Source organism: Spiribacter aquaticus (assembly GCF_007625215.1).
Lineage (GTDB): Bacteria > Pseudomonadota > Gammaproteobacteria > Nitrococcales > Nitrococcaceae > Spiribacter > Spiribacter roseus.
In genome coordinates this window covers 76574-98777 of sequence record NZ_VMKP01000002.1, presented here as the reverse complement: position 1 = coordinate 98777, position 22204 = coordinate 76574, and the positions used below count along the sequence as shown (strand labels likewise).

The window sequence follows — 22204 nt, the reverse complement described above, 5'->3', positions numbered from 1 at the left end:
GAGCCTATTCTATGGCCGATCACGCCAAGCCGTGGACCGAGTCCATGCCTGATGAGCAGTTTACGTTCATCCACGACATTCTGGCCGCGCCCAGCCCGATCGGCCTCGAGGCGGCCATGACCCAGGGCGTGCTGCGCCCGCATATGGAAAAGCATGCGCCCAAGGGGGCCGCGGTGCGCAATTTCATGGGGCATGCCGGCGTCGTACTGGATACGCACCCCGGCCGCGATGACCTTTTTACCGTGATGGTCATCGGCCACGCGGACAAGATCCGCATGCAGGTCCGCAGCATTGGCGAGGACGGCAAGATCTGGATCAACAGCGATTCATTCCTGCCCACCACGCTGATCGGCCACGAGGTCAGCATTTTCAGCGAGGATCCGGATGCACCCGGGTCGTACCGGCGGTTTGACGGCGGCACGGTCGAGGCGCTGGGCGCCATCCATTTCGCCGATCCCAAGGTGCGCTCCGGCGATCAGGGCGTTAAAAAAGAGCAGCTCTACATCGAGCTGCAGATCCACGGCGATGAAAAGAAAAAACAGGTCGAGGACCTCGGCATCCGGCCGGGTGACAGCGTGCTGATGAACCGCCCGATCCGGCGCGGGTTCAGCCCGGATACCTTCTATGGCGCGTACCTGGATAACGGGCTGGGCTGCTTTGTCGCCGCGGAATCGGCGCGCCTGATGGCCGAGGCCGGCGGGCCGTCGAATATCCGGGTGCTGTTCGCCGCCGCCACCTACGAGGAGATCGGCCGTTTCGGCAGCCGGGTCCTGGTCAGCGAGATGCGCCCCGACGCCATCATCGGCGTCGACGTCAATCACGACTTTGTGGCCGCGCCGGGCATCGGCGACAAGCGCATGTCGCCGGTGACCATGGGCAAGGGCTTCACTATGAGTGTCGGTGCCATCGTGAGCGAGCAGCTCAACCAGCGCATCGAGACCGTCGCCCGCGAGCACGACATCCCCATCCAGCGCGATGCCGTGGGCCCGGATACCGGCACCGACGGCATGGCCGGTGTGCTTGGCAACGTCGACTGTGCGGCGACCTCGGTGGGGATGCCGATCCGCAACATGCACACCATCTCGGAGAGCGGCTGCACCCGGGATGTGCTGGCCTGCACCCACGCCGTGGCGGAGACCCTGAAGGCGCTGGATGCCGAGGAAACCGCACCGGGCACGCTGGCTGCGCGCTTCCGCGACCAGCACCCGCGGCTTGACCAGGCGACGCCGAAGCGCCATCCCGGCTCGGCCTAGCCGCCCGGGGCGGTCGGTGGGCCGGCCGCTCCGTCCTCCCCTGTCAGTGCCGGCAGGTGGTCATCGAGCCAGAGCACGCGATCCGAGCGGGCCTGCAGATCGGTGGCCACCCCGGTGCTGAACACCGCCAGCTCGATGCGCTTGCCGGCCTCCGAGAGGTGCTCCACGGCATCCAGCAGATCGCCGTCGCCGGAGGAAAGGACGAGGCTGTCATAACGCTCGCGATGGATCAGCGCCAGCGAGGCCAGGCCGACGTCAACGCCCATCTGGCGCTGGTTGAACAGCCGATGGCGGCCATCGCCTTGGGGGCAGCGCAGATCGACCTTGGTGCCACAGTCGGCGCACCAGGCGCTTCGCACCCGCTCGCTTTTGAGTCCGTAGAGCTTGACGATAAGGTTGGGGCCGTGGGGCACCGCGGTCTGCAGCCAATTGTGAAAGCGGTCCCGGCCCTCGTTGGGTTCATCCTGCGCGGAGTTGAGGAAATAGCCGCGCCACAGTGCGCCGAGCTCATGCTCGATGAGCTCGCGCAGCCGCAGGTAGTCGATGCGCCGCTGGCTGCCCAGCAGCGCGAGGTTGTTGGCATGAATGTAGCCGGCATCGATCAGCCAGAGTCGTCGCATCAGGGGCATCCGTCGTGGGAAAGCGTGACAGGTTAACGCAATGACAGACAGCGGGCATTGGCTGTCGCTGGCCGCGGCACTGGCCATCGGGGCGGTGATTGGGCTCGAGCGTGGCTGGCAGCGACGCGAGGTGGCTGAGGGCGGCCGCGTGGCGGGGCTGCGCACGTTCATCCTGATCGCCTTCGCCGGCGGACTGGCCGGGGTGCTCGCCGAGCAGACCGGGCGTCTGCTGGTGGGCGTGGCGTTGGCGGCACTGGCAACGCTGCTGGTGATCGGCTATCGACGCCGCTCGCAGGACGAAGCGGATCGCGGCATCACCACCGAAATCGCCGCGCTGGTGACCTTTCTGCTGGGGGTGATGACCACCGCCGCGACGCCACTGCTCGCCACCGCCGGTGGGGTGATCACGGCCACGGTGCTCGGCTTCAAACCCCGTCTGCACGCGCTGCTGCGCCGGGTGGACGGCGTTGAAATGCGCGCCATCCTGCAGCTCGCGCTGATCACCGCGGTGATCCTGCCGTTACTGCCGGACCAGGGCTACGGGCCCTGGCAGGCGCTCAATCCGCGCACGCTCTGGACCATGGTGGTCCTGATCAGCGCCATCGGTTTTGTCGGCCATTTTGCCGTGCGCGTGACCGGGCCACGCCGGGGCATCCTTCTGACCGGGCTGTTCGCGGGACTGGCCTCGTCGACGGCACTCACCCTGACCCTGTCCCGCGCCGGGCGCAGCCAGCGGGCCTATCAGCCCCTGTTCGCCGCGGCGGTGGTCATGGCGAGCACCACCATGTTCCCGCGCATGCTGGTACTGGTGAGCGCCATCCAGCCGGCCATGCTCGCCGGGCTGATCACGCCGGTGGCGCTGATGACCGGCGTCGGGGCGCTGGCGACCGCGGTGCTCGCCTGGCGCTCCCGGGATGGCGGCAGAGGCGCTTCGCAGCCGCCCATGCAACGGCCCTTCGAGCTTGCCACTGCCCTGCGCTTCGCGTTGCTGCTCGCGGCGGTGATGGTGGCGGGCGAAGCCCTGCGCCGGTATGCCGGTGATGCCGGTGTCTACGCGCTGTCGCTGGTCTCGGGGCTGACCGATGTCGATGCGATCACCCTGTCGCTCTCGGGCATGGTGGGGGATGGGCTCGACACCACCGTGGCCGAACGCGGGGTGGTGATGGCCGCCCTGGCCAATACCCTGGTCAAGCTCGGCCTGGCGCTGGCCATTGCCCGGGGTCGCATGGGGGCACTAGTGAGCATGGGGCTGGGCGCGGTGATTGCCGCCGGTGCCCTGTGGACGGGGAGTACATTCTGGCTATGAATCCGCGCCGTTTGATCGGGCTGTCGCGCTCGCTGCTGATCTATGCCGCGCCCTGGCGTCAGCCGGGCTTGCGGCGGTTCTATGCCCCGTTGATTGATCCGGATCGCCCGGTCTTTGATATCGGAGCGCATCTGGGCGATCGCAGCCTGGCGTTCGCCGCGCTGGGCGCGCCGGTGGTCGCGCTCGAGCCGCAACCGGCCCTGCGGCCGCTGCTCGCCTGGCGGCTGCGACGCTATCCCCGGGCGCAGGTCAGCGGCGAGGCGGTGGGGGATCACACCGGCGAGGCGACGCTGGCGCTGAGTGATCGCCATCCAACGCTTGCCAGCGTCAATGCCCAGTGGCGCGCGGAGATCGGCCAGCGGAATGCCTCATTCGCCCATGTCGCCTGGGAGCGGACGGTGACCGTGCCGATGATCACCCTCGAGACGCTGATCGCCCGCCATGGCGTCCCCGGGTTCTGCAAGATCGATGTGGAAGGCGCCGAGGAGGCCGTCCTTGATGGCTTGCAGCAGCCCCTGCCGGCGCTCTCTTTTGAGTATGTAGCAGGCAGCCTGGCGCGGGCCCGCGCCTGCGTGGACCGCCTCGAGGCGCTGGGAGATTACCGCTACAACGTCACGGTCGGTGAGCAGCGTCGCCTGCAGTTCACCGCCTGGCAGACGGCGCAGGGCCTTGTCGAGTGGCTGGGCGGCCCGGCGCAGACCGCCGGGTCCGGCGATGTCTATGCGCGACTTACCGGGCCCGACGCGCGTGGTAGGCAGCGATGACCGCCGTCATCGCCTCGGCATCGTAGGGGCGCAGGCCACTGACCACCATGCGCTTCGAGGCCTCGCCCAGCGCGCCATCGCCGTCAGCGATTCGGTAGTCGAACTGCACGTCGGCGCGCTTGCCGTTGACCGCCAGTGAGGCATCCGCCGGCGTCACGCGGACATCCGTGCCCGGGGCGCGCTGGATATCGAGTGCCATGCCGTCATAGACCAGAAACGGGCGCTGGGGGTTGAACATGACACCGGCTTCCGCCAGCAGGGGGCCGAGCCGGTCCGGGAAGGTTTCCCCGGATGAGGCGACATAGGCCTCGATCAGGACCAGCAGCGCGGCAGGGTCAGTGGTTACCGGCCGGTCATACTGGACTTCGACGGTGTCGCGGTCGTTTTCATCGGCGATGGTGAACGCCTGTGCCGGCTGCGATGGAAAGCTCAGCCTTGTGCCGGCGCGCAGCATGCCGCGGAAGGACAGGGCAAAGTGGCGCGCCAGCCCATAGCGCCGGACGATCAGCGCGAACAGCAGATCCCCCGGCACACAGAACCGTGACGATTCCGCGTCGTGCAGGGGGTTGTGATCGCCGGCGATCTCCTTGGCGAAGCGGCTACCTTGATCGGCGGTCACCCACAGCTGGTCGCTGTCGGCGTTGTAGAAGTCGTCCAGCCAGTCGGTGGCCGGCGCGGTGCTCGCAGGCATGGTACTGCGCGATTCCTTTTGTCACCCATCCCAAGCCCACCAGTCTACCGCCTCCGCCGGGGCGGAGGCGAGCCGCGCCGCGCCGGGTCAGTGCCCCGCCGAATCGATCCAGGCCGCCACCTGCGCCTGCGAGACCACCGCGCGGTCGGCCTTGAGCCGCTCGGTCAGCGTCTCCGGGTCGGCGGCCGCCAGATCAGCGCGACTGTAGATGCCGAGCCCGGTGAGACGCCGCTGCATGGCCGGGCCAATGCCGCGGATCTCGGTCAGATCATCGCTAGCCGGAGTGTCGGCCACCGGGGCCTCGGCGGGTGCCGGTGCCTCTGCCCGGGAGTCGGCGGGTTCCGCCGCCTGACGGGGGGCGTGGGTCGTATCGTTTTCCTCGCGGGGCAGCCACCAGGTGGCCATTTCCAGCCAACGGCGCATCAGGTTATTCCACATGGTCCGGGTCCTCCGATTGCTCTATGCCGAGTGCGCGCAGCAGGGCACGGTCGGGATGACCGTCGCGGGTCATGGCCTGCTGGCCCTGAAACGATCGTATGGCCTGACGGGTCTGCGGCCCCATTCGGCCGTCCACGGGCCCCACGTCAAAGCCGCGTGTCCGCAACGCTGTCTGCACGGCCTTGATGGTGTCAACCGGCAGGGCCGGGCGGTCCGGTGGCGGGTTGGCCAGCGGCGGCGCGCCCACCAGCCGATCAGCGAGGATGCCCACCGACAGGGCGTAGGCCCGCGACGGGTTCCAGCGCATGATGACATCGAAATTGCGGTAGACGAGGAACGCCGGGCCCTCGGCCCCCGCCGGTACGATCAGGCGGGCGTTGAGATCGGCCGCTGGCAGCGCCCCGCCATTGGCCCGGCGCAGGCCGGCCCGCGCCCAGTCGGCGACCGACTGCTCGGTTTCGGCCAGCCGGTAGTCGAACCCATCGGGCAGGCGGACTTCCCGCCCCCAGCGCTGCTCGGGCTCCCAGCCGCGGGCACGCAGGAAGTTGGCGGCGGACTCGGCGGCATCCGGCAGGCTGTCCCACAGATCGATCCGTCCGTCGCCGTCGGCATCAACGGCATGGTCGCGATAGACACTGGGCAGGAACTGGAAGTTACCCAGGGCGCCGGCCCATGAGCCACGCAGCTGATCGGCGCTGACGGTCCGGTCATCGACCAGGTGCAGGGCGGAGATCAGCTGCGATTCAAAGAACTCGCCACGGCGGCGGTCGCAGGCGAGGGTGGCCAGCGAGCGCACGGTGGACATCGATCCGGTGGTGCGGCCGAAGTTGCTCTCCAATCCCCAGAAGGCCACCAGATAGCGGGCGGGGACCCCGTATTTAGCCTCGATACGGGCCAGTAGATCGGCGTGCTCGCGCAGCAGTCGCCGGCCGCGCTGAATGCGGCCGCGATCGACACGGGCGTTCAGGTAGTCATGCAGCGTCGTGGTGAATTCGGGCTGGCGTCGGTCCAGCTCAATGACCCGTTCGCTGGGCGTGAGGCCGTCCAGCAGCGTATCAATGGTGGTGGGGGCGATATCCCGGGCCCGCGCCGTATCGCGGATGCCATCCAGGCAGGCGGCGAAATCGTCCGGCGGGATGGCGCCCATGGCAGGCGCTGGCAGCAGGGCGATGGCAAGGAGCCCCGGAATGAGTCGGTTCATCGGTGTTGTCCCCCGATCTGACCGCGATTACTGGGAATGTTACCCTCTGCATTCAAGGAATCCCAGTCTGGAGCGACCGTGCCCACAGTTCTTGTCCTTTTCGTGACCATTCCCCTGGCCGAGCTGTTTCTGCTGATCGAGGTCGGCAGCTGGATCGGCGCACTGCCAACCATCGGCCTGTGTCTGCTGACCGCGATGATGGGCGCGGCGCTGCTGCGCCAGCAGGGGCTGCAGACACTCGCCCGGGCGCGTAACAACCTCGATCGGGGCTCGCTGCCGGCGGTGGAGCTGCTCGAGGGCGCGGCGCTGATCATCGGTGGCGCGCTGCTCCTCACCCCCGGTCTGGTGACCGACGTGATCGGCTTTCTGTGCCTGATCCCGCCGACGCGGCGCTGGCTGGTGCGTCTGGCACTGGCGCGCATGGCGGTCCGCGTCGGGCCGGCCGGACCGCCACCCGGGTCGGGATCGGGGTCGGCGGGCGGATCGGATGATCGCCACATCATCGAAGGCGAGTACGAGCGCCGCGACGACGATCCGCGGCGCTGACCGCCGAGGTCCGTCCTGGTTGCCGTCGCCCAGATCCTTGCCCCCGTTGTGGTGGTCATCGGCCTTGGCTGGCTGCTGACCCGGACCGGGTTCCTATCCGCGCCAACCCTCGCTGAACTCAACCGCCTGACGTACTGGGTCGGCCTGCCGGCCCTGCTGGCCAGCCGGATCGGCGCGGCCACGCCGGCCTATGACCGGGTCGGGAGTCTGTTGGTGGTGTTGATCGGCACCACCGCCGCGGTGGTACTGATCGGTGCGCTGATCGGGCGCGCCGGGCGGCTGCCGGCGGGGTCCCTCGCCACCTTCGTGCAGGCCGCCTACCGCGGCAACCTCACGTTCATTGGCCTACCGGTGGTGATCTACGCATTTGCCGGCAGCCAGGCCCCGGCGGCGGTGGAATCCGCCGCGCTGATCGCGTTCGCGCCGCTGGTGATCGTCTACAACGTGGTCGCGGTCGTCATCATGCAACCCCGGGTGGGCGCAGGGTTGGGGGCGGCCACGGCCCGCCTGATGCGACGCCTGCTGGGCAATCCCATCCTCATCGGGACCGGCGTCGGGATGGCGATCGCGATCAGTGGTTGGCCCCTGCCCGTATCGGTGGATCGCACCCTGTCGGCGATCGGGCAGATGGCCCTGCCGCTGGCGTTGATCGGCATCGGCGGTGGGCTGCACGCCACCCGGCTGGTGGGGCATCGCCGCTGGGCGCTGGGGGCGGCGCTGCTGAAAACCGCGATCACCCCGCTGATCGGTGCCGCGCTGGCGCTCGGGGTGGGACTGGATGCCGGGGAAACGCGCCTCGCGCTGATCTTTCTCGCCTGTCCGACCGCTTCCGCCGCCTATGTCCTGGTCCGCGAAATGGACGGCGATGACGCCCTGATGGCGGGCGCCATCGTGATCAGCTATCCCCTGGCGCTGCCATCGATGGCGCTGGTGCTCTCGCTCACCGGCTGATCAAGCTCGCGCTCGAGCGCGGCCTCGGCGGCGGCGCGTGAGCGGGCAAAGCGGGCCAACAGCACATAGAGCGCCGGGGTGAAGTAGAGCGTGAACAGCGCCGCCAGCCCCAGCCCTCCGAACACCACCCAGCCGATGGCCGCGCGTGACTCGGCGCCGGCGCCGGTGCTCAGGATCAGCGGCAATCCGCCAAGCACCGTGGCAAGGATGGTCATGGACACGGGCCGCAGGCGCACACGGGCGCTTTCCAGTGCCGCGGCGCGCAGGCCATGGCCCTCATCCCGCAGCTGGTTGGCGAACTCCACCAGCAGGATGCCGTTTTTGGCCATCAGCCCGATCAGCAGGATCAATCCGATCTGCGAGTAGACGTTGATGGAGGTGCCGCTCAGCACCAGCGCGAACACGGCGGCGGCGAGACCAAAGGGGACGGTCAGCATTACCACCAGCGCGCTCATCAGGCTTTCGAACTGCGCGGCCAGCACCAGCAGCACGATCAGCAGCGCCAGCGCGTAGGTGATCATGACTTCCTGACGGGTTTCCTCGAGGGTCTCGGCCTCGCCCCGGGTGATCAGCCCGATGCCCGGCGGCAGCGTCTCGTCGGCCAGCGCGCGCAGGTCCGACACCGCCGCCTGTAGCGGATAGCCATCCTCCACGGCCAGATCGATACTCACCGCGCGCCGCTGCGCCTCCCGGTCGAGCTCGGCGGCGACGCCTTCCTCGCGCAGGCTCACCAGCGATGACAGGGCGACGAAGTCGCCGTCCTCGGAGCGGATGCGCAGGTTGCCGAGATCGGCGGATTCGTTGACCCGGCCGCTGGTGGATTCAAGGCGCAGCGGGATGGCGCGGTCGTCGATGTTGAGGTCGGTGATCTCAAGGCCGCTGATCATCGCCTCCAGCGTGGCCGCAAGGTCTTCAACGGGCACGTTCAGTGATTCGGCGCGCTCGCGGTTGATGTCCACCCGCACCTGCGGCTGGGTGGGCGAGTAATCGATGCGACCCTGCCCCAGACCGTCCACCTCGTCCTCGACCGCGCGGCTGAACGCCTGCGCCGCGGCGTAGAGGCGCTCGTAGTCACTGCCGAGCAGCGAGACCTCGAGCCCGCTGCTGACCCCGCGCAGGCCCAGGCTGTTGGGGCTGCCGACGCGGATATTGACGCCGGGCAGATCGGCCAGTGCGGCCCGGGCGTCGGCGGCGATGGCCTGTTCGCTGCGTTCACGCTCCGACCAGGGCGCCAACGGGGCGACGATGAGGATGCGGTTGGGGTCCCAGCGACCGGCAATGGTGAAAAGCCGGGTCACCTCGCCGCGCTCGATCAGCGGCTGCAGGCGCTCCTGCATGCGCCAGGCCTGATCCTGACTGTATTTGAGCCCGGCGCCGTCGGGACCGTTCCCCACCACATAGATCAGTCCGCGGTCCTCTTCGGGCAGCAGGGTCTGATCGATGCGGGTGAACTGCTGGATCGCCAGTCCCAGCACCAGCAGCGCCACCGCTCCCATGAGCCACGGGTGGGCGAGGGCACGGCCCAGACTGGCGGCATAGAAGTCAGCGATGCCGCGGCCCAGGCGGCGCAGGCGGCGGGTGCCCGCGCCGCCGCCCGATGCCCCGGCGCTGCCATCGTCCGGGCGCAGGAATCGCGCGGCGAGGGCCGGGACCAATGACAGGGCGATGAACGATGACAGGGTGACCGCCACCGCCAGCACCACACCGAATTCCCTGAACAGGCGCCCGGCGGTGCTCGGCAGCAGCGAGATGGGCACAAACACCGCCACCAGCACGGCGGTGGTGGCGACGACCGCAAAAAACACCTGATGGGTGCCCAGCAGGGCGGCCGCGCCGGCGCCCAGGCCCATGCGCTGGCGGCGCTGGATGTTTTCGAGCACGACGATGGCGTCGTCCACCACCAGCCCCGTCGCCAGCACCAGCGCCAGGAGGGTGAGCAGATTGATGGAAAAGCCCAGCAGCCAGATCGCGGCGACCGTCCCGGTCAACGCCAGTGGGATGGTGATCGCCGGGATGAGCGTGGCGCGCGGTGAGCCGATGAAAAGCCAGATCGTGGCGATGACGATCAATGTGGCCGCGGCCAGCGTGATGAGCACCTCGGTGATGGCCCCGCGGATGAATACGACGTCATCCGAGGTCTTGACCACCTCGACCGCGTCGAATCGGCGGTTGAGCTCGGCGATCGCCGCGTCCGCGGCGGCACTGATCTCGAGGGTATTGGACTGGGCCTGGCGCACGATGCCAAGCCCGAGGATCGGCTCGCCATTGAGCTGCACCTGGCTGCGCGCGTCGGCCGGCGAGAAGAACACGTTGGCCACATCGCCCAGTCGCAGCCCCGGGGCGAGGGTAAGGGCGGCGACCCGTTCCGGCGTTTCGAGCACGGCATTGGCGCGCACCCGCAGCTCCAGCTCAGAGGCCCGGAAACTGCCGGCGGGAATGTCCAGGTCGGCCTGTTCGAGGCGCGTTCGCAGCGACTCGATGGTCAGGCCATGGGCGGTGAGGCGCAGCGGGTCCACCGCCACACGCAGCTGCCGCTGGCGATCGCCGTAGAGGCGGACATCGGCCACGCCCGGGAGCGAGATCAGCGCCGGGATGATGTCGTTTTCGACCCGGCGGGTGAGGGCGTCGAGGCTCAGACCGTTCCCCCGCGCGGCGACCCGCACGACGGGACTGGCGTCCTGATCGGCTTTAATGACGTTCACCTGCTCGACGTTGTCGGGCAGATTGCGCTCAATGCGACTCACCGCCTCGCGGATGTCCGCCGCCGCACTATCGAGATCGGCGTCGGCGCTGAACTCGACCACCACCCGGGTGCTGCTCTCCTCGCTGGAGGCGCTGATCCGGCGCACACCCGAGACGCGGGCGACAGCCCCCTCGATCTCACGGGTCACCTCGGCGTCCATGGTCTCGGGCGCCGCCCCCGGGTACTGGGCGCTGACGGTGATGCGCGGGCGGTCGATATCCGGCAGTTCGCGCACCTCAACGCCCAGCAGTGCGGCGGTGCCGGCAATCGCGATGATCAGGTTGATCACCGCCACCAGCACCGGGCGACGGATGCCGAGGGCGGGCAGGCCGCGGGGCGATTCCCTCATTGCGCCGGGGTGTCCCGGACCGCGTCGATGCGCGGATAGTCATCAAGCGTGGCGGGGTCGATGATCCGCACCTCGATGCCCGGGCGCATCCGCTGAGCACCCTCGCTGACGACGTCATCGCCGATCTCGAGTGGGCCGTCCACCAGTACCTGATCGGCCTGGCGCGCGACCAGCGTCACGTTCACGCGCTCGGCGGTGCCCGCCTCGACGCGCCAGACGTAGGCGCCGTTATCCCCCCACTGCAGGGCGGTGGCCGGGATTGAGGCGTGGCGCGGGCCGGCCAGCTCGCGGATGATGCGAAAGCGCATGCCCGGTCGAAAGCGGTCATCGCGGTTATCCAGTCGCGCCTCGAGCTGGAATGTGCCGGTATCGCGGTCGATGCGGCTGTCGATGGCCTGGATGGTTGCGCTGACCGGGCTCTCGGGCCGGGCCCAGGCGGTCAGGGTGATGCGGTCGCCGACGGCCAGCTGGCCGTGGTAGTGGCCCGCGAGCCGGAAGCGCACCCGCAGGGTCTGGCGGTCATCCAGCGTGGTGATGGGCGTGTCGGGATCGACGCGCTGGCCCACCTCCAGATCGGTCAGGCCAAGATGCCCCGCAAAGGGCGCCTGACGGGAGCGGTCAGCCAGGTCGAGTTGCGCCTGTTCGCGGGTCAGGCGGGCGATCTCGACCTCGCGGCGGACGTTTTCCAGGGTGGTCGGCGAGAAGGTGCCCGCGCCCTTGCCGGATTCGTAACGCTCGAGGCGGTTGCGGGCATCCCGCAGCTCGGCGCTCGCGCGCTCAAGCGCGTTCCGTGCCTGAGCGGACTCGAGCTCGACCAGTGTCTCACCGGCTTCCACCCGCTCACCGGCGGCGACGTTGAGGCGGGTCACGATGCCGGTGCTCTCAGGGTAGAGCGTCACCGAGCGGGCGGCGCGCGCCTCGCCCACCGCCTCGATGCGGTCACGCTGCTGGCCGGCCTCGACCGCGCTCAGGCGCACCGGTGCCGCATCGGACTGGGCCCACGCCACGGCGGGTAGCATCATGAGGCAGACAGTCAGTCGGCCGAAAATCCGGGGGATTGCGTTCATTCAATGAGGGTATCGTGTCTTACGCGCTATTGCTGGCACGTCGACACAGAAAAAGGCCGCCGGTTCCGCACCGACGGCCTTTTGATCCGTTGCGACGGCGATCGACCTTACTTGGTCGACTTGGTGGCCGCCTCGGACGCCGACTTGACGTTGGTCTCGACGAGCTTGCGGGCTTCGTTGACGAAGTCCTGATTCATCGCGGCCACCTTCTCGGCATCATTTTTGGCGCGCTCGGTCATCTCACGGGCGACCTTCTGCTGCTCTTCAGCATAGGTCTTGAGCGCCTCGGTGTCCTTGACCTCGAGGGCCGCGCGGGCCTGCTGCATACCGATGTCGGTGTAGGTCTTCGCCGCTTCCATCTGCGCGTCGATCATCTTCTCGGCATAGTCCATGGCCAGCTTGGCGTAGTCACGGGTCGGGCCCATGAAAAGCTTCTCGGCCTGGTCGTTCATCTTGTCAAAGTTGTCGTTCGCCATGGTGTCGTTCCTCTGGTTGCCGTTTCAATCCAAGGCATTCTGGCCTTGTTGCAGTGCAATATAGCAATGCCCTTGGTGCATTGCAACAAAAATTTTCGCAACGACGTTTGTTATCGTGCGCGCATTGCCATCAAAGGAACTATCAATGCTGAGTGTCAACCGTTTCGGGCTGCTGGACTGGATCGCGGGGGCGCGGGAGGCGGTGACGGCGTGGGCCGTACAGCTTGCCGCGGAGCTGTCCGCGATGCCCGCCGCGATGGTCGCGGCGGCGACGCCGGAGAATGCCATCGCGGCGGGCCGCATCGCGCTGCTTGTTGTTCTGATGCTGGTGGTCAGGCGCCTGATCCGTGATCGTGGCGGGGCGCTGATTGAGCGGCTGGCGGACTGGCAACAGCGGGCCGCCCCGGGGCTGGGTCCGCTGCGGCGCCTGGTGGTGATCGCGCTGGTGATCGGCCTGCATGGCATCAAAGTAGCGCTGGTGGCCGCCGTCGGCTATGCCGCCATCGTCCTGGGCATCGCCACCGGCCCCGAGGCATCCGCCATTGCCGGGCGGTTTGTGCTGGCGTTCGTGATCGCCGAGTCGCTGCGCCTGGTGGTGAATGCCTTTCTTGAACCCCGGGCCAGCGCGGCGCGTCTACTGCCGGTCGCCGATGCCGCGGCCCGGCGCTGGGAGGCACAGCTCTCGCGCCTGGTTCAGGTCGCCATCTATGGCCTGCTCTGGGTGACACCGACGCTCGCCAGCGTCGCCCCGGCGCTGGCCGGGCTGGCGCAGGCCATCATCACCGTGATCGTCCTGCTGGGCGTGCTCAAGGTGATCCGGGCGGCCCGCCGGCCGGTGCAGCAGTGGATGCTGGGTCGCGCCGCCCATCACCCGGGCAGTTTCTATGGCCCGGTGCTGGGGCCGTTGGCCGGCATCTGGCATGGGCTCGCCGGCGCTTTCGTCACCGCCTATGCCGTGCTGATCGTCACCGGGCCCGCCAGCGCGCTGATCTTTGTCAGCCAGGCCAGTGGGCTGAGCCTGCTGATCATTCTGGCGGCCGGCTTCATCGGCACGTCACTCGCGAGCCTGCGCCGGGTCGGGCGCTACCTGCCCCAGCGCCTGCGGGCGCGCCTGCCCATGCTCGCCGGGCGGATCGATGCCTGGGTGCCGCGGTTTGTGGGTGTCATCCACTGGCTTCTGGTGGCCGCGCTGGTGGGATCACTGCTGGATATCTGGGGGGTCGTCGAGGTCGGTGACTGGCTGGGCACGCCCGGCGGTCAGACGCTGATCCACTCCATCGTCGCCCTGCTTGCCATTGGCATTCTTGCGGTCAGTGGCTGGCTGATCGCGGCCAGCTGGATCGAGGATCGGCTCAATCCCGATACCGGGACCGGCGAGCCGGGTGCCCGCGAGAAGACGCTGCTGGCGCTGTTCCGCAATGCCGTGGCCATTGCCATTCTGGTGCTCGCGGGGATGGTCGCGCTCTCAGAGGTCGGTATTGATATCGGCCCACTGCTCGCCGGCGCCGGTGTCATCGGTCTGGCCATCGGGTTTGGCGCGCAGAAGCTCGTCCAGGACATCATCACCGGCGTGTTCATCCAGCTCGAGGACGCGATCCATCAGGACGACTTCGTGACCGCCGCGGGGATCAGCGGCACGGTGGAGCGGCTGAGCATCCGCTCGCTCGGGTTGCGCGACCTCTCAGGCGTCCTGCATGTGGTGCCGTTTTCCTCGGTGGATACCGTCTCCAACTACACCCGCGACTTCGGCTATCACCTCGGTGAGTACGGGATGGCCTATCGTGAGAGCGTCGGCGATGCCATCGATGCGCTGCACAGCGCCTACGCCCGACTGCAGGCAATGCCGGAGATCGGCGCCGAGGTGACCGGCCCGCTGGAAGTCGACGGAGTCAGCGCGCTGGCGGACAGCGCCGTGCTGATCCGCGTGCGCATCCGCACCACCGCCGGCATGCAGTATGCCGTGGGTCGGGCCTACAACCGGTGCGTGAAAGAGCAGTTCGACGCTGCCGGCATCGAGATCCCCTATCCGCACCGCACGGTTTACTTCGGGGCGGGCGAGCAATGACCGACATCCGTATCGACGAGGATGTGCGCATCCCGATGAGTGACGGGGTCACGCTCTCGGCCCGAATCTGGCGGCCGCTGAGCTCCGACGGTCAGCCCGTACCGGTCGTTCTCGAGACCATTCCCTACCGCAAGCGCGATCACACCCGCCCGCGTGATGAGACGCTGCATCGCTGGCTGGCCGAACGGGGCTATGCCAGCGTGCGGGTGGACATCCGTGGCAGTGGCGAGTCCGGTGGCGTGCTCGAAAACGAGTATCTGGCCCGTGAGCTCGAGGACGGCTACGCGCTCATCGAGTGGCTCGCCGCCCAAGCCTGGTGTGACGGCGGGGTGGGGATGATCGGCATCTCCTGGGGAGGGTTCAACGGTCTGCAGGTCGCCGCCATGCAGCCGCCCGCGCTCAAGGCGGTGATTACCGTCTGCTCCACCGATGACCGCTACGCCGATGACATTCACACCATGGGCGGGTGCCTGCTGAGTGACAATCTGTCCTGGTCATCGGTGATGTTCGCGTTCAACAGCCTGCCGCCGGATCCTCAGCTTAGGGGGCAGGCGTGGCGATCGATCTGGCAGCAACGGCTCGAGGCCAATGCGCCCTGGCTGATGGAGTGGCTCGAACACCCGCAGCGCGATGATTACTGGCGGCATGGCTCGGTGTGCGAAGACTATGCGGCGATCCGCTGCCCGGTGCTGGCGGTGAGTGGCTGGGCGGATGGTTATACGAATGCCGTGTTCCGTCTGCTGGCCAATCTCGAAGTGCCGTGTCAGGGCATCGTCGGCCCCTGGAGTCATCGCTATCCGCACCTCGGCGAGCCCGGCCCGGCGATCGGGTTTCAGTCGCTGGTCACGGACTGGTGGGATCGCTGGCTGAAAGGCGAGCGCAACGGCGTCGATGAGGCGCCGCGGCTGCGCGCCTGGATCCAGGATGCCGACCCGCCGGCGACGGCCTATGGCGAGCGCCCCGGGCGCTGGGTGGCCGAGGCGCACTGGCCGACGCCCGCGGTGCAGGTCCGCACGCTCCACCCCCACGGCGACGGATCGCTGGCGCAGACGCCCGCCAACGACAGCGCCGGGCGCCTGCGCCTTGACTCGCCGCTGGGACTGGGGCTGTTCGCGGGCAAATGGTGCAGCTACGCCGATGGACCGGACCTACCCGATGATCAGCGCAAGGAGATGAGCGGCGGGCTGGTGTTTGAGACCGAGCCCCTGGAGGCGCCACTGGAGCTGCTGGGCGCGCCACGGCTGCGGATCCGCCTGCGCGCCGAACAGCCATGCGGCCAGATCATCGTGCGGCTCTGTGACACGGCGCCGGATGGCGCAACCACCCGGGTGAGCTATGGGGTGCTCAACCTGCGTCACCGCGAGGGCCACGATCGGCCGCAGGACCTGGTGGCGGGCAGTGACTATGACGTGAGTGTGCCGCTGAACCACCTCGGCCACCGGTTCGCCGTCGGTCATCGGCTGCAGATGGCGCTGTCGACGGCCTACTGGCCGCTCATCTGGCCCGAGCCCGAGGCCGGCCCGCTCTCGATCGATCCCGCCGCGACGGGCCTCGAGCTGCCGGTGCGGGCGCCGACCGGCCCGGACCATTCGCCGGTGTTCCCAGCGGCGCCCGACTATGCCCCCCTGCGCGCCGTCCAGCGGGTCGCTCCCACGCAGGCCTGGCGGGTGCATCACGAACTGGGCGGCAACGCGGCGAGCCTCGAGGTGATCCAGGACAATGGCACGCGCACGCTGGAGGACGTCGATCTGACCCTGGGTGACGCGACCCGCGAGGTCTATCACCAGGTGGAAGGCGATCCGGCCCGGGTCAGTGGCGAGGTGGTGGCCGACTTTCAGCTCGGCCGCGGTGACTGGCAGGTCGCCACGCGCACCCGGACCCGGCTCGAGGCCGACGCCGAGGCCTTTTATCTGAGCGCCGAGCTGGATGCCTGGGAGTCGGACCGCCGGGTGTTCTCCCGCAACTGGCAGCGGCGGATCCCGCGTCGCGACGGCTAATCGCCCCCACGCTCCTCAAGCGGCGTGACGGCGATCACCCGCGCGTAGGCGTCCGTCACCGTCCAGCGCACTTCGTGGCCTGACAGGCGCATGCCATAGCTGCCGCGCCCGCGCTGCTGGTGGTAGGCCGGTCGCGGATCCGCCGCCAGGGTCTGCTCGATCAGCGCACCGAGGTGCGCCGGGGCGTTCGCCAGCGCCGCCTGGGCCTCGGCCTCCCATTCCACCGGCAAGCCCGGGCCCGTCTCGCCCAGACCCGCCGGCGGTCGGGCGTCGGGCCGTGACTCGATGGCGGGCAGGTAGGGCTTGATATCGAAAATCGGGGTGCCGTCCATCAGGTCACAGCCCCTCAGGGCGAGCCCCCGACCGGGTGGGCTCAGCAATGCCTCGATGCGCGCCAGCGACAGACCCAGCCCGTTGGGCCGAAACGGCGAGCGCGTCGCGAACACCCCAAGGCGTTGATTGCCGCCCAGTCGGGGAGGGCGGACCGTCGGTCGCCAGGGCCCCGGGCGGATGGCATGGAAGCCGAACACCAGCCAGCAATGCGAGCAGGTCTCGAGGCCGCGCAGCGCGCTGGCGTCGTTGTAAGGCGGCTCGAGGCGCAGCTCGGCGCGCGCGGCGGGGACCAGACCGGGCTGACGCGGCGTGCCGAAGCGGCCCTCGAAATCACTGCGCAGATAGGCGATGGGGTGGATATCCATGCGGCAAGGATACTGCGTTACAATCCGGGCATGACATATCCAAGCGTTGATCAATGCGTCGGTAACACCCCGCTGGTGCGCCTCCAGCGGCTTGCGGATACCGGTTCGAACACGGTGCTGCTCAAGCTCGAGGGCAACAACCCGGCCGGCTCGGTCAAGGACCGGCCGGCCATGAACATGATCACCCAGGCCGAGCGACGGGGCGAGATCCGCCCCGGCGATACCCTGATCGAGGCCACCAGCGGCAACACCGGCATCGCGCTGGCCATGGCGGCGGCGGTCAAGGGCTATCGCATGGTGCTGATCATGCCCGAGAACATGACCGTCGAGCGGCGCGCTTCGATGCGTGCCTACGGGGCCGAACTGGTGCTGGTCACCCAGGCCGAGGGCATGGAGGGCGCCCGCGACGTGGCGCTGCGCATGCAGGCCGAGGGCAAGGGCCGGGTCCTTGATCAGTTCTCCAACCCCGATAACTGGGGCGCTCACTACAATGGCACCGGCCCTGAGGTGTGGCGTGACACCGGCGGCGCGGTGACCCATTTCGTGGCCTCCATGGGCACGACCGGCACGACCATGGGGGTATCGCGGTATCTCAAGGAGCAGAACCCCGGGGTACAGATCGTCGGCGCCCAGCCCCGCGAGGGGGCGAGCATCCCCGGCATCCGCAAATGGCCCGAGGCGTATCTGCCGGCGATCTTCGAGTCACACCGCGTCGATCGGGTGGTCGAGGTGGCGCAGGACGAGGCCGAGACGATGACCCGCCGCCTGGCCGCCGAGGAAGGCATTTTCGCCGGGATTTCCAGCGGTGGCACCCTGTGGGCCGCGCTGCAGATCGCGCAAGAGGTCGAGAACGCGACCATCGTGAGCATCGTCTGCGATCGCGGAGACCGCTATCTGTCGAGCGGCGTGTTCCCCGATCAATGAACGTCTTCGCCTTTGATATCGAGACCGTGCCGGATGTGGCCGGTGGCCGTCGCCTGCACGGCCTGGACGGGCTGGATGACCACGATGCCGCCGAGGCGCTGCTCGCCATGCGCCGCGAAGAGACCGGTTCGGATTTTCTGCGCCTGCCGCTGCACCGTGTGGTGGTGATCTCGGTGGCGGCGCTGATTGGTGACCGGTTCACCGTGTTCTCGCTGGGCGAGGGCGGCGATGATGAGGCGCGCCTGATCGACCGGTTCTTCGATGGGATCGAGCGCTATGTGCCACGTCTGATCAGCTGGAATGGCAGCGGATTCGATCTGCCGGTCCTGCACTACCGGGCGCTGATGCACGGCCTGAGCGCGCCGCGCTACTGGGAGACGGGGGCCACCGACCGCGACTTCCGCTTCAACAACTACCACAACCGCTTTCACGACCGGCACACCGATCTGATGGATGTGCTGGCCGGCTATTCGGGGCGGGCGGTGGCGCCACTGGATCAGGTCGCCACGCTCTGCGGACTGCCCGGCAAACTCGGGATGAGCGGCGCGGACGTGCGCCACCAGATCGATGCCGGCCACTTCGCCGCCGTGCGGGACTACTGCGAGCACGATGTGCTGAACACCTACCTGCTCTGGCTGCGGTTCCGGCGCCTGCGCGGTGAGCTCGACGCCACCGACTACGATCGGGAGTGTGCCCGCGTCCGCGAGGCGCTGACCGAGGCCGACAAGCCCCATCTCGAGCAGTTTCTCAACGCGTGGACGGGCTGACCGGCATGGGAGGACGACGCGGCCGACGCTTGCCCCAGACCCCGGTCGAGCTGGATATCGATCGCATCAGCCACGAGGGGCGCGGCATCGGTGTCAACGACGGCCGGACCGCGTTCATCCAGGGCGCACTGCCCGGCGAGCGGGTCACGGCGGATATCCGCCGCCAGCGCCGCCGCCAGCAGGAGGGTCAGGCCGTCTCGGTGGTCGGCCCGCCGGCGACCGATCGCGTGACCCCGCCGTGCGAGTTCTTCGGCGTCTGCGGCGGCTGCAGCCTGCAGCATATGGATCCCGCCGCCCAGGTCCGGCATAAGGAATGCACCCTCGCTGAGCTGCTCGAGCACACCGGTCGGGTGTCGCCGGCGCGCTGGCTGCCACCGCTCACCGGACCCACTGCCGGCTATCGACGGCGGGCCCGGCTGGGGGTGAAGTATGTACCGCGCAAGGGCGACCGGGTGCTGGTGGGGTTTCGGGAGCGCTTCAGCCCGTTTGTCGCCGACATTGAATCCTGCCATGTTCTGGATGTGCGGGTCGGCCCCCTGATCCCCGCACTGGCGCAGCTGATCCGGGCACTGAGCATGCCCGATCGCATTGCCCAGATCGAAGTGGCCGCCGGTGATGAGGCGGTGGGGCTGGTGTTCCGCAACCTGCGCGCCCTGACGCCGGAAGACCGCGAAGCGCTGATCGCGTTTGGCAACGCCCACGATGTGCTGATCTTTGAGCAGCCCGGCAATGAGTCCACCGTGGCGCCGCTGGGACATGATCAGTCACGACTTGAATACCGGCTGCCGGAATTCGATCTGCGGTTCGCCTTTGCGCCCACCGACTTCACGCAGATCAACGCCGCGATCAACCGACAGATGGTCCCGCAGGCCATCGAGCAGCTCGCTCTCGAGCCGGACAGCCGGGTGCTGGATCTGTTCTGCGGGTTGGGCAACTTCACCCTGCCCATCGCCCAGAATGCTGCGGCGGTGATCGGTGTCGAGGGCGATGAGCCGCTGGTCGAGCGGGGCCGTGAGAACGCCGCGATCAACGGCATTGATAATGCGCGCTTCGCCGCCACCGACCTGACCCGTATCCCGCCGGATGCCGACTGGCTGGGCGAGGGCATTGATCGGGCCCTGCTTGATCCGCCCCGCTCGGGCGCCCTCGAAGTGCTGCCCAGCCTGGACGCGCTCGGCCCGTCGCGCATCGTCTACGTATCCTGCGGGCCGTCGACCCTTGCCCGCGATGCCGGTGAACTGGTGCACCGCTATGGCTATCGGCTTGAGGCGGCCGGGCTGATGGACATGTTCCCGCATACCGGCCACGCCGAGGCAATGGCGGTTTTCAGCCGCTGACCCCCGTCCTGGAGCCATCGTCATGCCCCGAGACTACGAAATCATCGCTCGCGAGACCGTCCATGACGGGTTCTTTCAGGTGAGCCGCTTCACCCTGCGCCATGCCCTGTTCGCCGGCGGGCAGAGCGAGGTCCTGGTGCGTGAGCGCCTTGAACGGGGCAACGCCGTCGCCGTCCTGCCCTATGACCCGTGGCTCGATCAGGTGGTGCTGGTCGAGCAGTTCCGGGTCGGCGCCCTCGAGACGGGGTTTGGCCCCTGGGTGCTCGAGACCATCGCCGGCATCATCGAGCCGGGCGAACGGGACGAGGATGTCGCCCACCGGGAGACCCGCGAGGAGGCGGACTGCGCCCTGGGCGAGCTGATGCCCATCGCCCACTATCTGGTCAGCCCCGGGGGCAGTTCCCAGACGGCCCGGGTCTACTGTGCGCCGGTGGACAGCCGCGATCTGCGCCGCGAAGGCCATGGCCATCCCGACGAGGGCGAGGACATCCGGGTCCATGTGGTGCCGGCGGACGAGGCGATTGCCATGCTCGACAGCGGCGCGCTCACCGCCGCCATGCCGATCATTGCCCTGCAGTGGCTTGCGCTCAATCGCGCGGTTGTCCGAGATCGCTGGCAAGCGATGCCGCGAGCCCCGTATAACGGGCCGGCGTCAACGCCCTGAGCTCGTCGCGCACGGCCTCAGGCAGTGCCAGCTCGTCGACGAACGCCTGTAGGGCGGCGCTGTCCACGCGCTTGCCGCGGGTCAGGGCCTTGAGCTTTTCGTAGGGCTCGTCGATCCCGTAGCGCCGCATCACCGTCTGGATCGCCTCGGCGAGGACCTCCCAGTTATCGTCCAGATCGGCGGCGATGCGCGCGTGGTTGACCGCGATCTTGTCCAGGCCACGGATCAGCGAGGCATTGGCGACACCCGTCTGGGCAAGCCCCACGCCGACGTTGCGCAGCACCGTGGAGTCGGTCAGGTCCCGCTGCCAGCGCGACACCGGCAGCTTGCGGGCGAGATGCTCGAGCAGGGCGTTGGCGATGCCGTAGTTGCCCTCAGCGTTCTCGAAGTCGATGGGGTTGACCTTGTGCGGCATGGTCGACGAGCCGATCTCGCCCTCGACGGTGCGCTGGCGGAAATAGCCAAAGGCGATATAGCCCCACAGATCGCGCACCAGATCGATGCCCACGGTGTTGAACCGCGCCAGTGTGTCGAACAGTTCGGCGATGCCGTCGTGGGGTTCGATCTGGGTGGTGTAGGCGTTGTAGTCCAGTCCCAGGTTTTCGACGTAATGCTTTGAAAAACGGGGCCAATCCACCGTCGGATAGGCGCTCAGGTGGGCGTTGAAGTTGCCCACCGCGCCATTGATCTTGCCGAGGATCGGCACCGCCGCCAACTGGTCGCGCTGGCGCTGAAGGCGGGCGGCGACGTTGGCGAATTCCTTGCCGAGGGTGGTCGGCGAGGCGGGCTGACCATGGGTGCGGGCCAGCATCGCCACATCGGCGTGCTCGTGGGCGAGCGCGCGCAGACGCTGGATGATTTGATCCGCATCCGGCAGCAATACATCATTGCGCGCACGGCGCAGCATGAGCGCGTAGGCCAGGTTGTTGATGTCCTCGGATGTACAGGCGAAATGCACGAACTCGGTGATCGCAGCCAGCTCCGCATGCCCGGCCATGGCGGTCTTGATGAAGTACTCCACCGCCTTGACGTCGTGGTTGGTGGTGGCCTCGATGGCCTTGACCCGTTCGGCATCCGCTTCGTCGAAATCCGTGGCGATGCGGGTCAGCGCCCGCGCCGCGCTGTCCGACAGGGGCGGCACCTCGGCGATGGCATCCTCGGCGGCGAGCGCCTTGAGCCATTCGACTTCGACCAGCACGCGATGGCGGATCAACCCATACTCACTGACCAGCGAGCGCAGGGCCTGGGTCTTGCGGCCATAGCGACCGTCGATGGGGGAAATGGCGGTAAGCTGACTGAGTTCCATGGGCTCCAACGCGCTTGAAATTGAGCACATAGTTTACAAGA

Annotated in this window: 20 protein-coding genes; 11 read left to right on the top strand and 9 right to left on the bottom strand. The window is 68.3% G+C overall.

Annotation, left to right across the window (positions count from 1 at the left end; all coding sequences use genetic code 11):
• The first annotated feature begins 11 nt into the window (after nt 1–11).
• Nucleotides 12–1253: a M28 family peptidase gene (locus tag FPL11_RS03775; protein ID WP_144347451.1), complete on the top strand. Its 1242-nt coding sequence runs from the start codon at nt 12–14 to the stop codon at nt 1251–1253.
• Here the strand turns inward: FPL11_RS03775 and FPL11_RS03770 are convergent.
• Entirely contained in the window at nt 1250–1873 is a 624-nt protein-coding gene (locus tag FPL11_RS03770; protein WP_144347449.1) for an NYN domain-containing protein, read from the bottom strand. The genes FPL11_RS03775 and FPL11_RS03770 overlap by 4 nt on opposite strands.
• Nucleotides 1874–1913: 40 nt before the next feature.
• Here FPL11_RS03770 and FPL11_RS03765 point away from each other — a divergent pair, with 40 nt between their 5' ends.
• Both FPL11_RS03765 and FPL11_RS03760 read left to right on the top strand, forming a co-directional pair.
• A complete protein-coding gene (locus FPL11_RS03765) occupies nt 1914–3179 on the top strand; it encodes an MgtC/SapB family protein (protein WP_144347447.1) in 1266 nt (421 codons plus the stop codon).
• Nucleotides 3176–3943, top strand: a complete 768-nt coding sequence (locus FPL11_RS03760) for an FkbM family methyltransferase (RefSeq protein ID WP_144347445.1) — start codon at nt 3176–3178, stop codon at nt 3941–3943. Before FPL11_RS03765 ends, FPL11_RS03760 begins: the two co-directional genes overlap by 4 nt.
• Here FPL11_RS03760 and FPL11_RS03755 read toward each other — a convergent pair.
• From FPL11_RS03755 to FPL11_RS03745, 3 genes are all read right to left on the bottom strand, one after another.
• On the bottom strand, nt 3909–4634 hold the full coding sequence (locus FPL11_RS03755; RefSeq protein ID WP_144347443.1) for a DUF3581 family protein: 726 nt from the start codon (nt 4632–4634) through the stop codon (nt 3909–3911). The two genes, FPL11_RS03760 and FPL11_RS03755, sit on opposite strands and share 35 nt — an antisense overlap.
• A gap of 87 nt (nt 4635–4721) precedes the next feature.
• A complete protein-coding gene (locus FPL11_RS03750) occupies nt 4722–5057 on the bottom strand; it encodes a helix-hairpin-helix domain-containing protein (RefSeq protein ID WP_159308472.1) in 336 nt (111 codons plus the stop codon).
• A 4-nt stretch (nt 5058–5061) separates the two neighbouring features.
• Nucleotides 5062–6273, bottom strand: coding sequence for a lytic murein transglycosylase (locus FPL11_RS03745; RefSeq protein ID WP_144347439.1), 1212 nt, complete (start codon nt 6271–6273; stop codon nt 5062–5064).
• Nucleotides 6274–6351: 78 nt separating this feature from the next.
• Between FPL11_RS03745 and FPL11_RS03740 the strand changes: the two genes are divergently transcribed.
• Together FPL11_RS03740 and FPL11_RS03735 are read left to right on the top strand one after the other, a co-directional pair.
• Nucleotides 6352–6819, top strand: a complete 468-nt coding sequence (locus FPL11_RS03740; RefSeq protein WP_186295090.1) for an FxsA family protein — start codon at nt 6352–6354, stop codon at nt 6817–6819.
• A 51-nt stretch (nt 6820–6870) separates the two neighbouring features.
• Nucleotides 6871–7770 carry an AEC family transporter gene (locus FPL11_RS03735; RefSeq protein WP_159299894.1) on the top strand — a complete coding sequence of 300 codons (900 nt, stop codon included), beginning with the start codon at nt 6871–6873 and terminating at the stop codon, nt 7768–7770.
• On the opposite strand, the gene FPL11_RS03730 is transcribed toward FPL11_RS03735, so the two are convergent.
• From FPL11_RS03730 to FPL11_RS03720, 3 genes are all read right to left on the bottom strand, one after another.
• The gene (locus FPL11_RS03730) at nt 7719–10862 is read right to left on the bottom strand and encodes an efflux RND transporter permease subunit (RefSeq protein WP_144347434.1); all 3144 of its coding nucleotides are present in this window, start codon (nt 10860–10862) and stop codon (nt 7719–7721) included. The two genes, FPL11_RS03735 and FPL11_RS03730, sit on opposite strands and share 52 nt — an antisense overlap.
• Nucleotides 10859–11929 carry an efflux RND transporter periplasmic adaptor subunit gene (locus FPL11_RS03725; protein WP_144347432.1) on the bottom strand — a complete coding sequence of 357 codons (1071 nt, stop codon included), beginning with the start codon at nt 11927–11929 and terminating at the stop codon, nt 10859–10861. Before FPL11_RS03725 ends, FPL11_RS03730 begins: the two co-directional genes overlap by 4 nt.
• Nucleotides 11930–12036: 107 nt before the next feature.
• Nucleotides 12037–12405 carry a phasin family protein gene (locus tag FPL11_RS03720; protein ID WP_110883447.1) on the bottom strand — a complete coding sequence of 123 codons (369 nt, stop codon included), beginning with the start codon at nt 12403–12405 and terminating at the stop codon, nt 12037–12039.
• Between the two features lie 145 nt (nt 12406–12550).
• Here FPL11_RS03720 and FPL11_RS03715 point away from each other — a divergent pair, with 145 nt between their 5' ends.
• Both FPL11_RS03715 and FPL11_RS03710 read left to right on the top strand, forming a co-directional pair.
• Nucleotides 12551–14470, top strand: a complete 1920-nt coding sequence (locus tag FPL11_RS03715; RefSeq protein ID WP_144347430.1) for a mechanosensitive ion channel domain-containing protein — start codon at nt 12551–12553, stop codon at nt 14468–14470.
• On the top strand, nt 14467–16467 hold the full coding sequence (locus tag FPL11_RS03710) for a CocE/NonD family hydrolase (RefSeq protein ID WP_144347428.1): 2001 nt from the start codon (nt 14467–14469) through the stop codon (nt 16465–16467). Before FPL11_RS03715 ends, FPL11_RS03710 begins: the two co-directional genes overlap by 4 nt.
• Here the strand turns inward: FPL11_RS03710 and tsaA are convergent.
• Nucleotides 16464–17165 (bottom strand): tRNA (N6-threonylcarbamoyladenosine(37)-N6)-methyltransferase TrmO, encoded by a 702-nt coding sequence (gene tsaA / locus FPL11_RS03705; protein WP_144347426.1) that lies wholly within the window; start codon nt 17163–17165, stop codon nt 16464–16466. The two genes, FPL11_RS03710 and tsaA, sit on opposite strands and share 4 nt — an antisense overlap.
• 30 nt (nt 17166–17195) lie before the next feature.
• On the opposite strand from tsaA, the gene cysM reads away from it, so the two are divergent.
• The 4 genes from cysM to FPL11_RS03685 are packed head-to-tail and all read left to right on the top strand — an operon-like array spanning nt 17196 to nt 20857.
• Complete coding sequence (cysM, locus tag FPL11_RS03700) at nt 17196–18089, top strand: cysteine synthase CysM (RefSeq protein WP_110883451.1); 894 nt, start codon at nt 17196–17198, stop codon at nt 18087–18089.
• Nucleotides 18086–18856: a 3'-5' exonuclease gene (locus tag FPL11_RS03695; RefSeq protein WP_144347424.1), complete on the top strand. Its 771-nt coding sequence runs from the start codon at nt 18086–18088 to the stop codon at nt 18854–18856. The genes cysM and FPL11_RS03695 overlap by 4 nt, the downstream gene beginning before the upstream one ends.
• A 5-nt stretch (nt 18857–18861) precedes the next feature.
• The gene (rlmD, locus tag FPL11_RS03690; RefSeq protein ID WP_144347897.1) at nt 18862–20193 is read left to right on the top strand and encodes a 23S rRNA (uracil(1939)-C(5))-methyltransferase RlmD; all 1332 of its coding nucleotides are present in this window, start codon (nt 18862–18864) and stop codon (nt 20191–20193) included.
• Nucleotides 20194–20215: 22 nt separating this feature from the next.
• A complete protein-coding gene (locus tag FPL11_RS03685; protein WP_144347422.1) occupies nt 20216–20857 on the top strand; it encodes an NUDIX domain-containing protein in 642 nt (213 codons plus the stop codon).
• Here FPL11_RS03685 and purB read toward each other — a convergent pair.
• Nucleotides 20781–22163, bottom strand: a complete 1383-nt coding sequence (purB, locus tag FPL11_RS03680; protein ID WP_144347420.1) for an adenylosuccinate lyase — start codon at nt 22161–22163, stop codon at nt 20781–20783. The genes FPL11_RS03685 and purB overlap by 77 nt on opposite strands.
• Nucleotides 22164–22204: the final 41 nt, after the last annotated feature.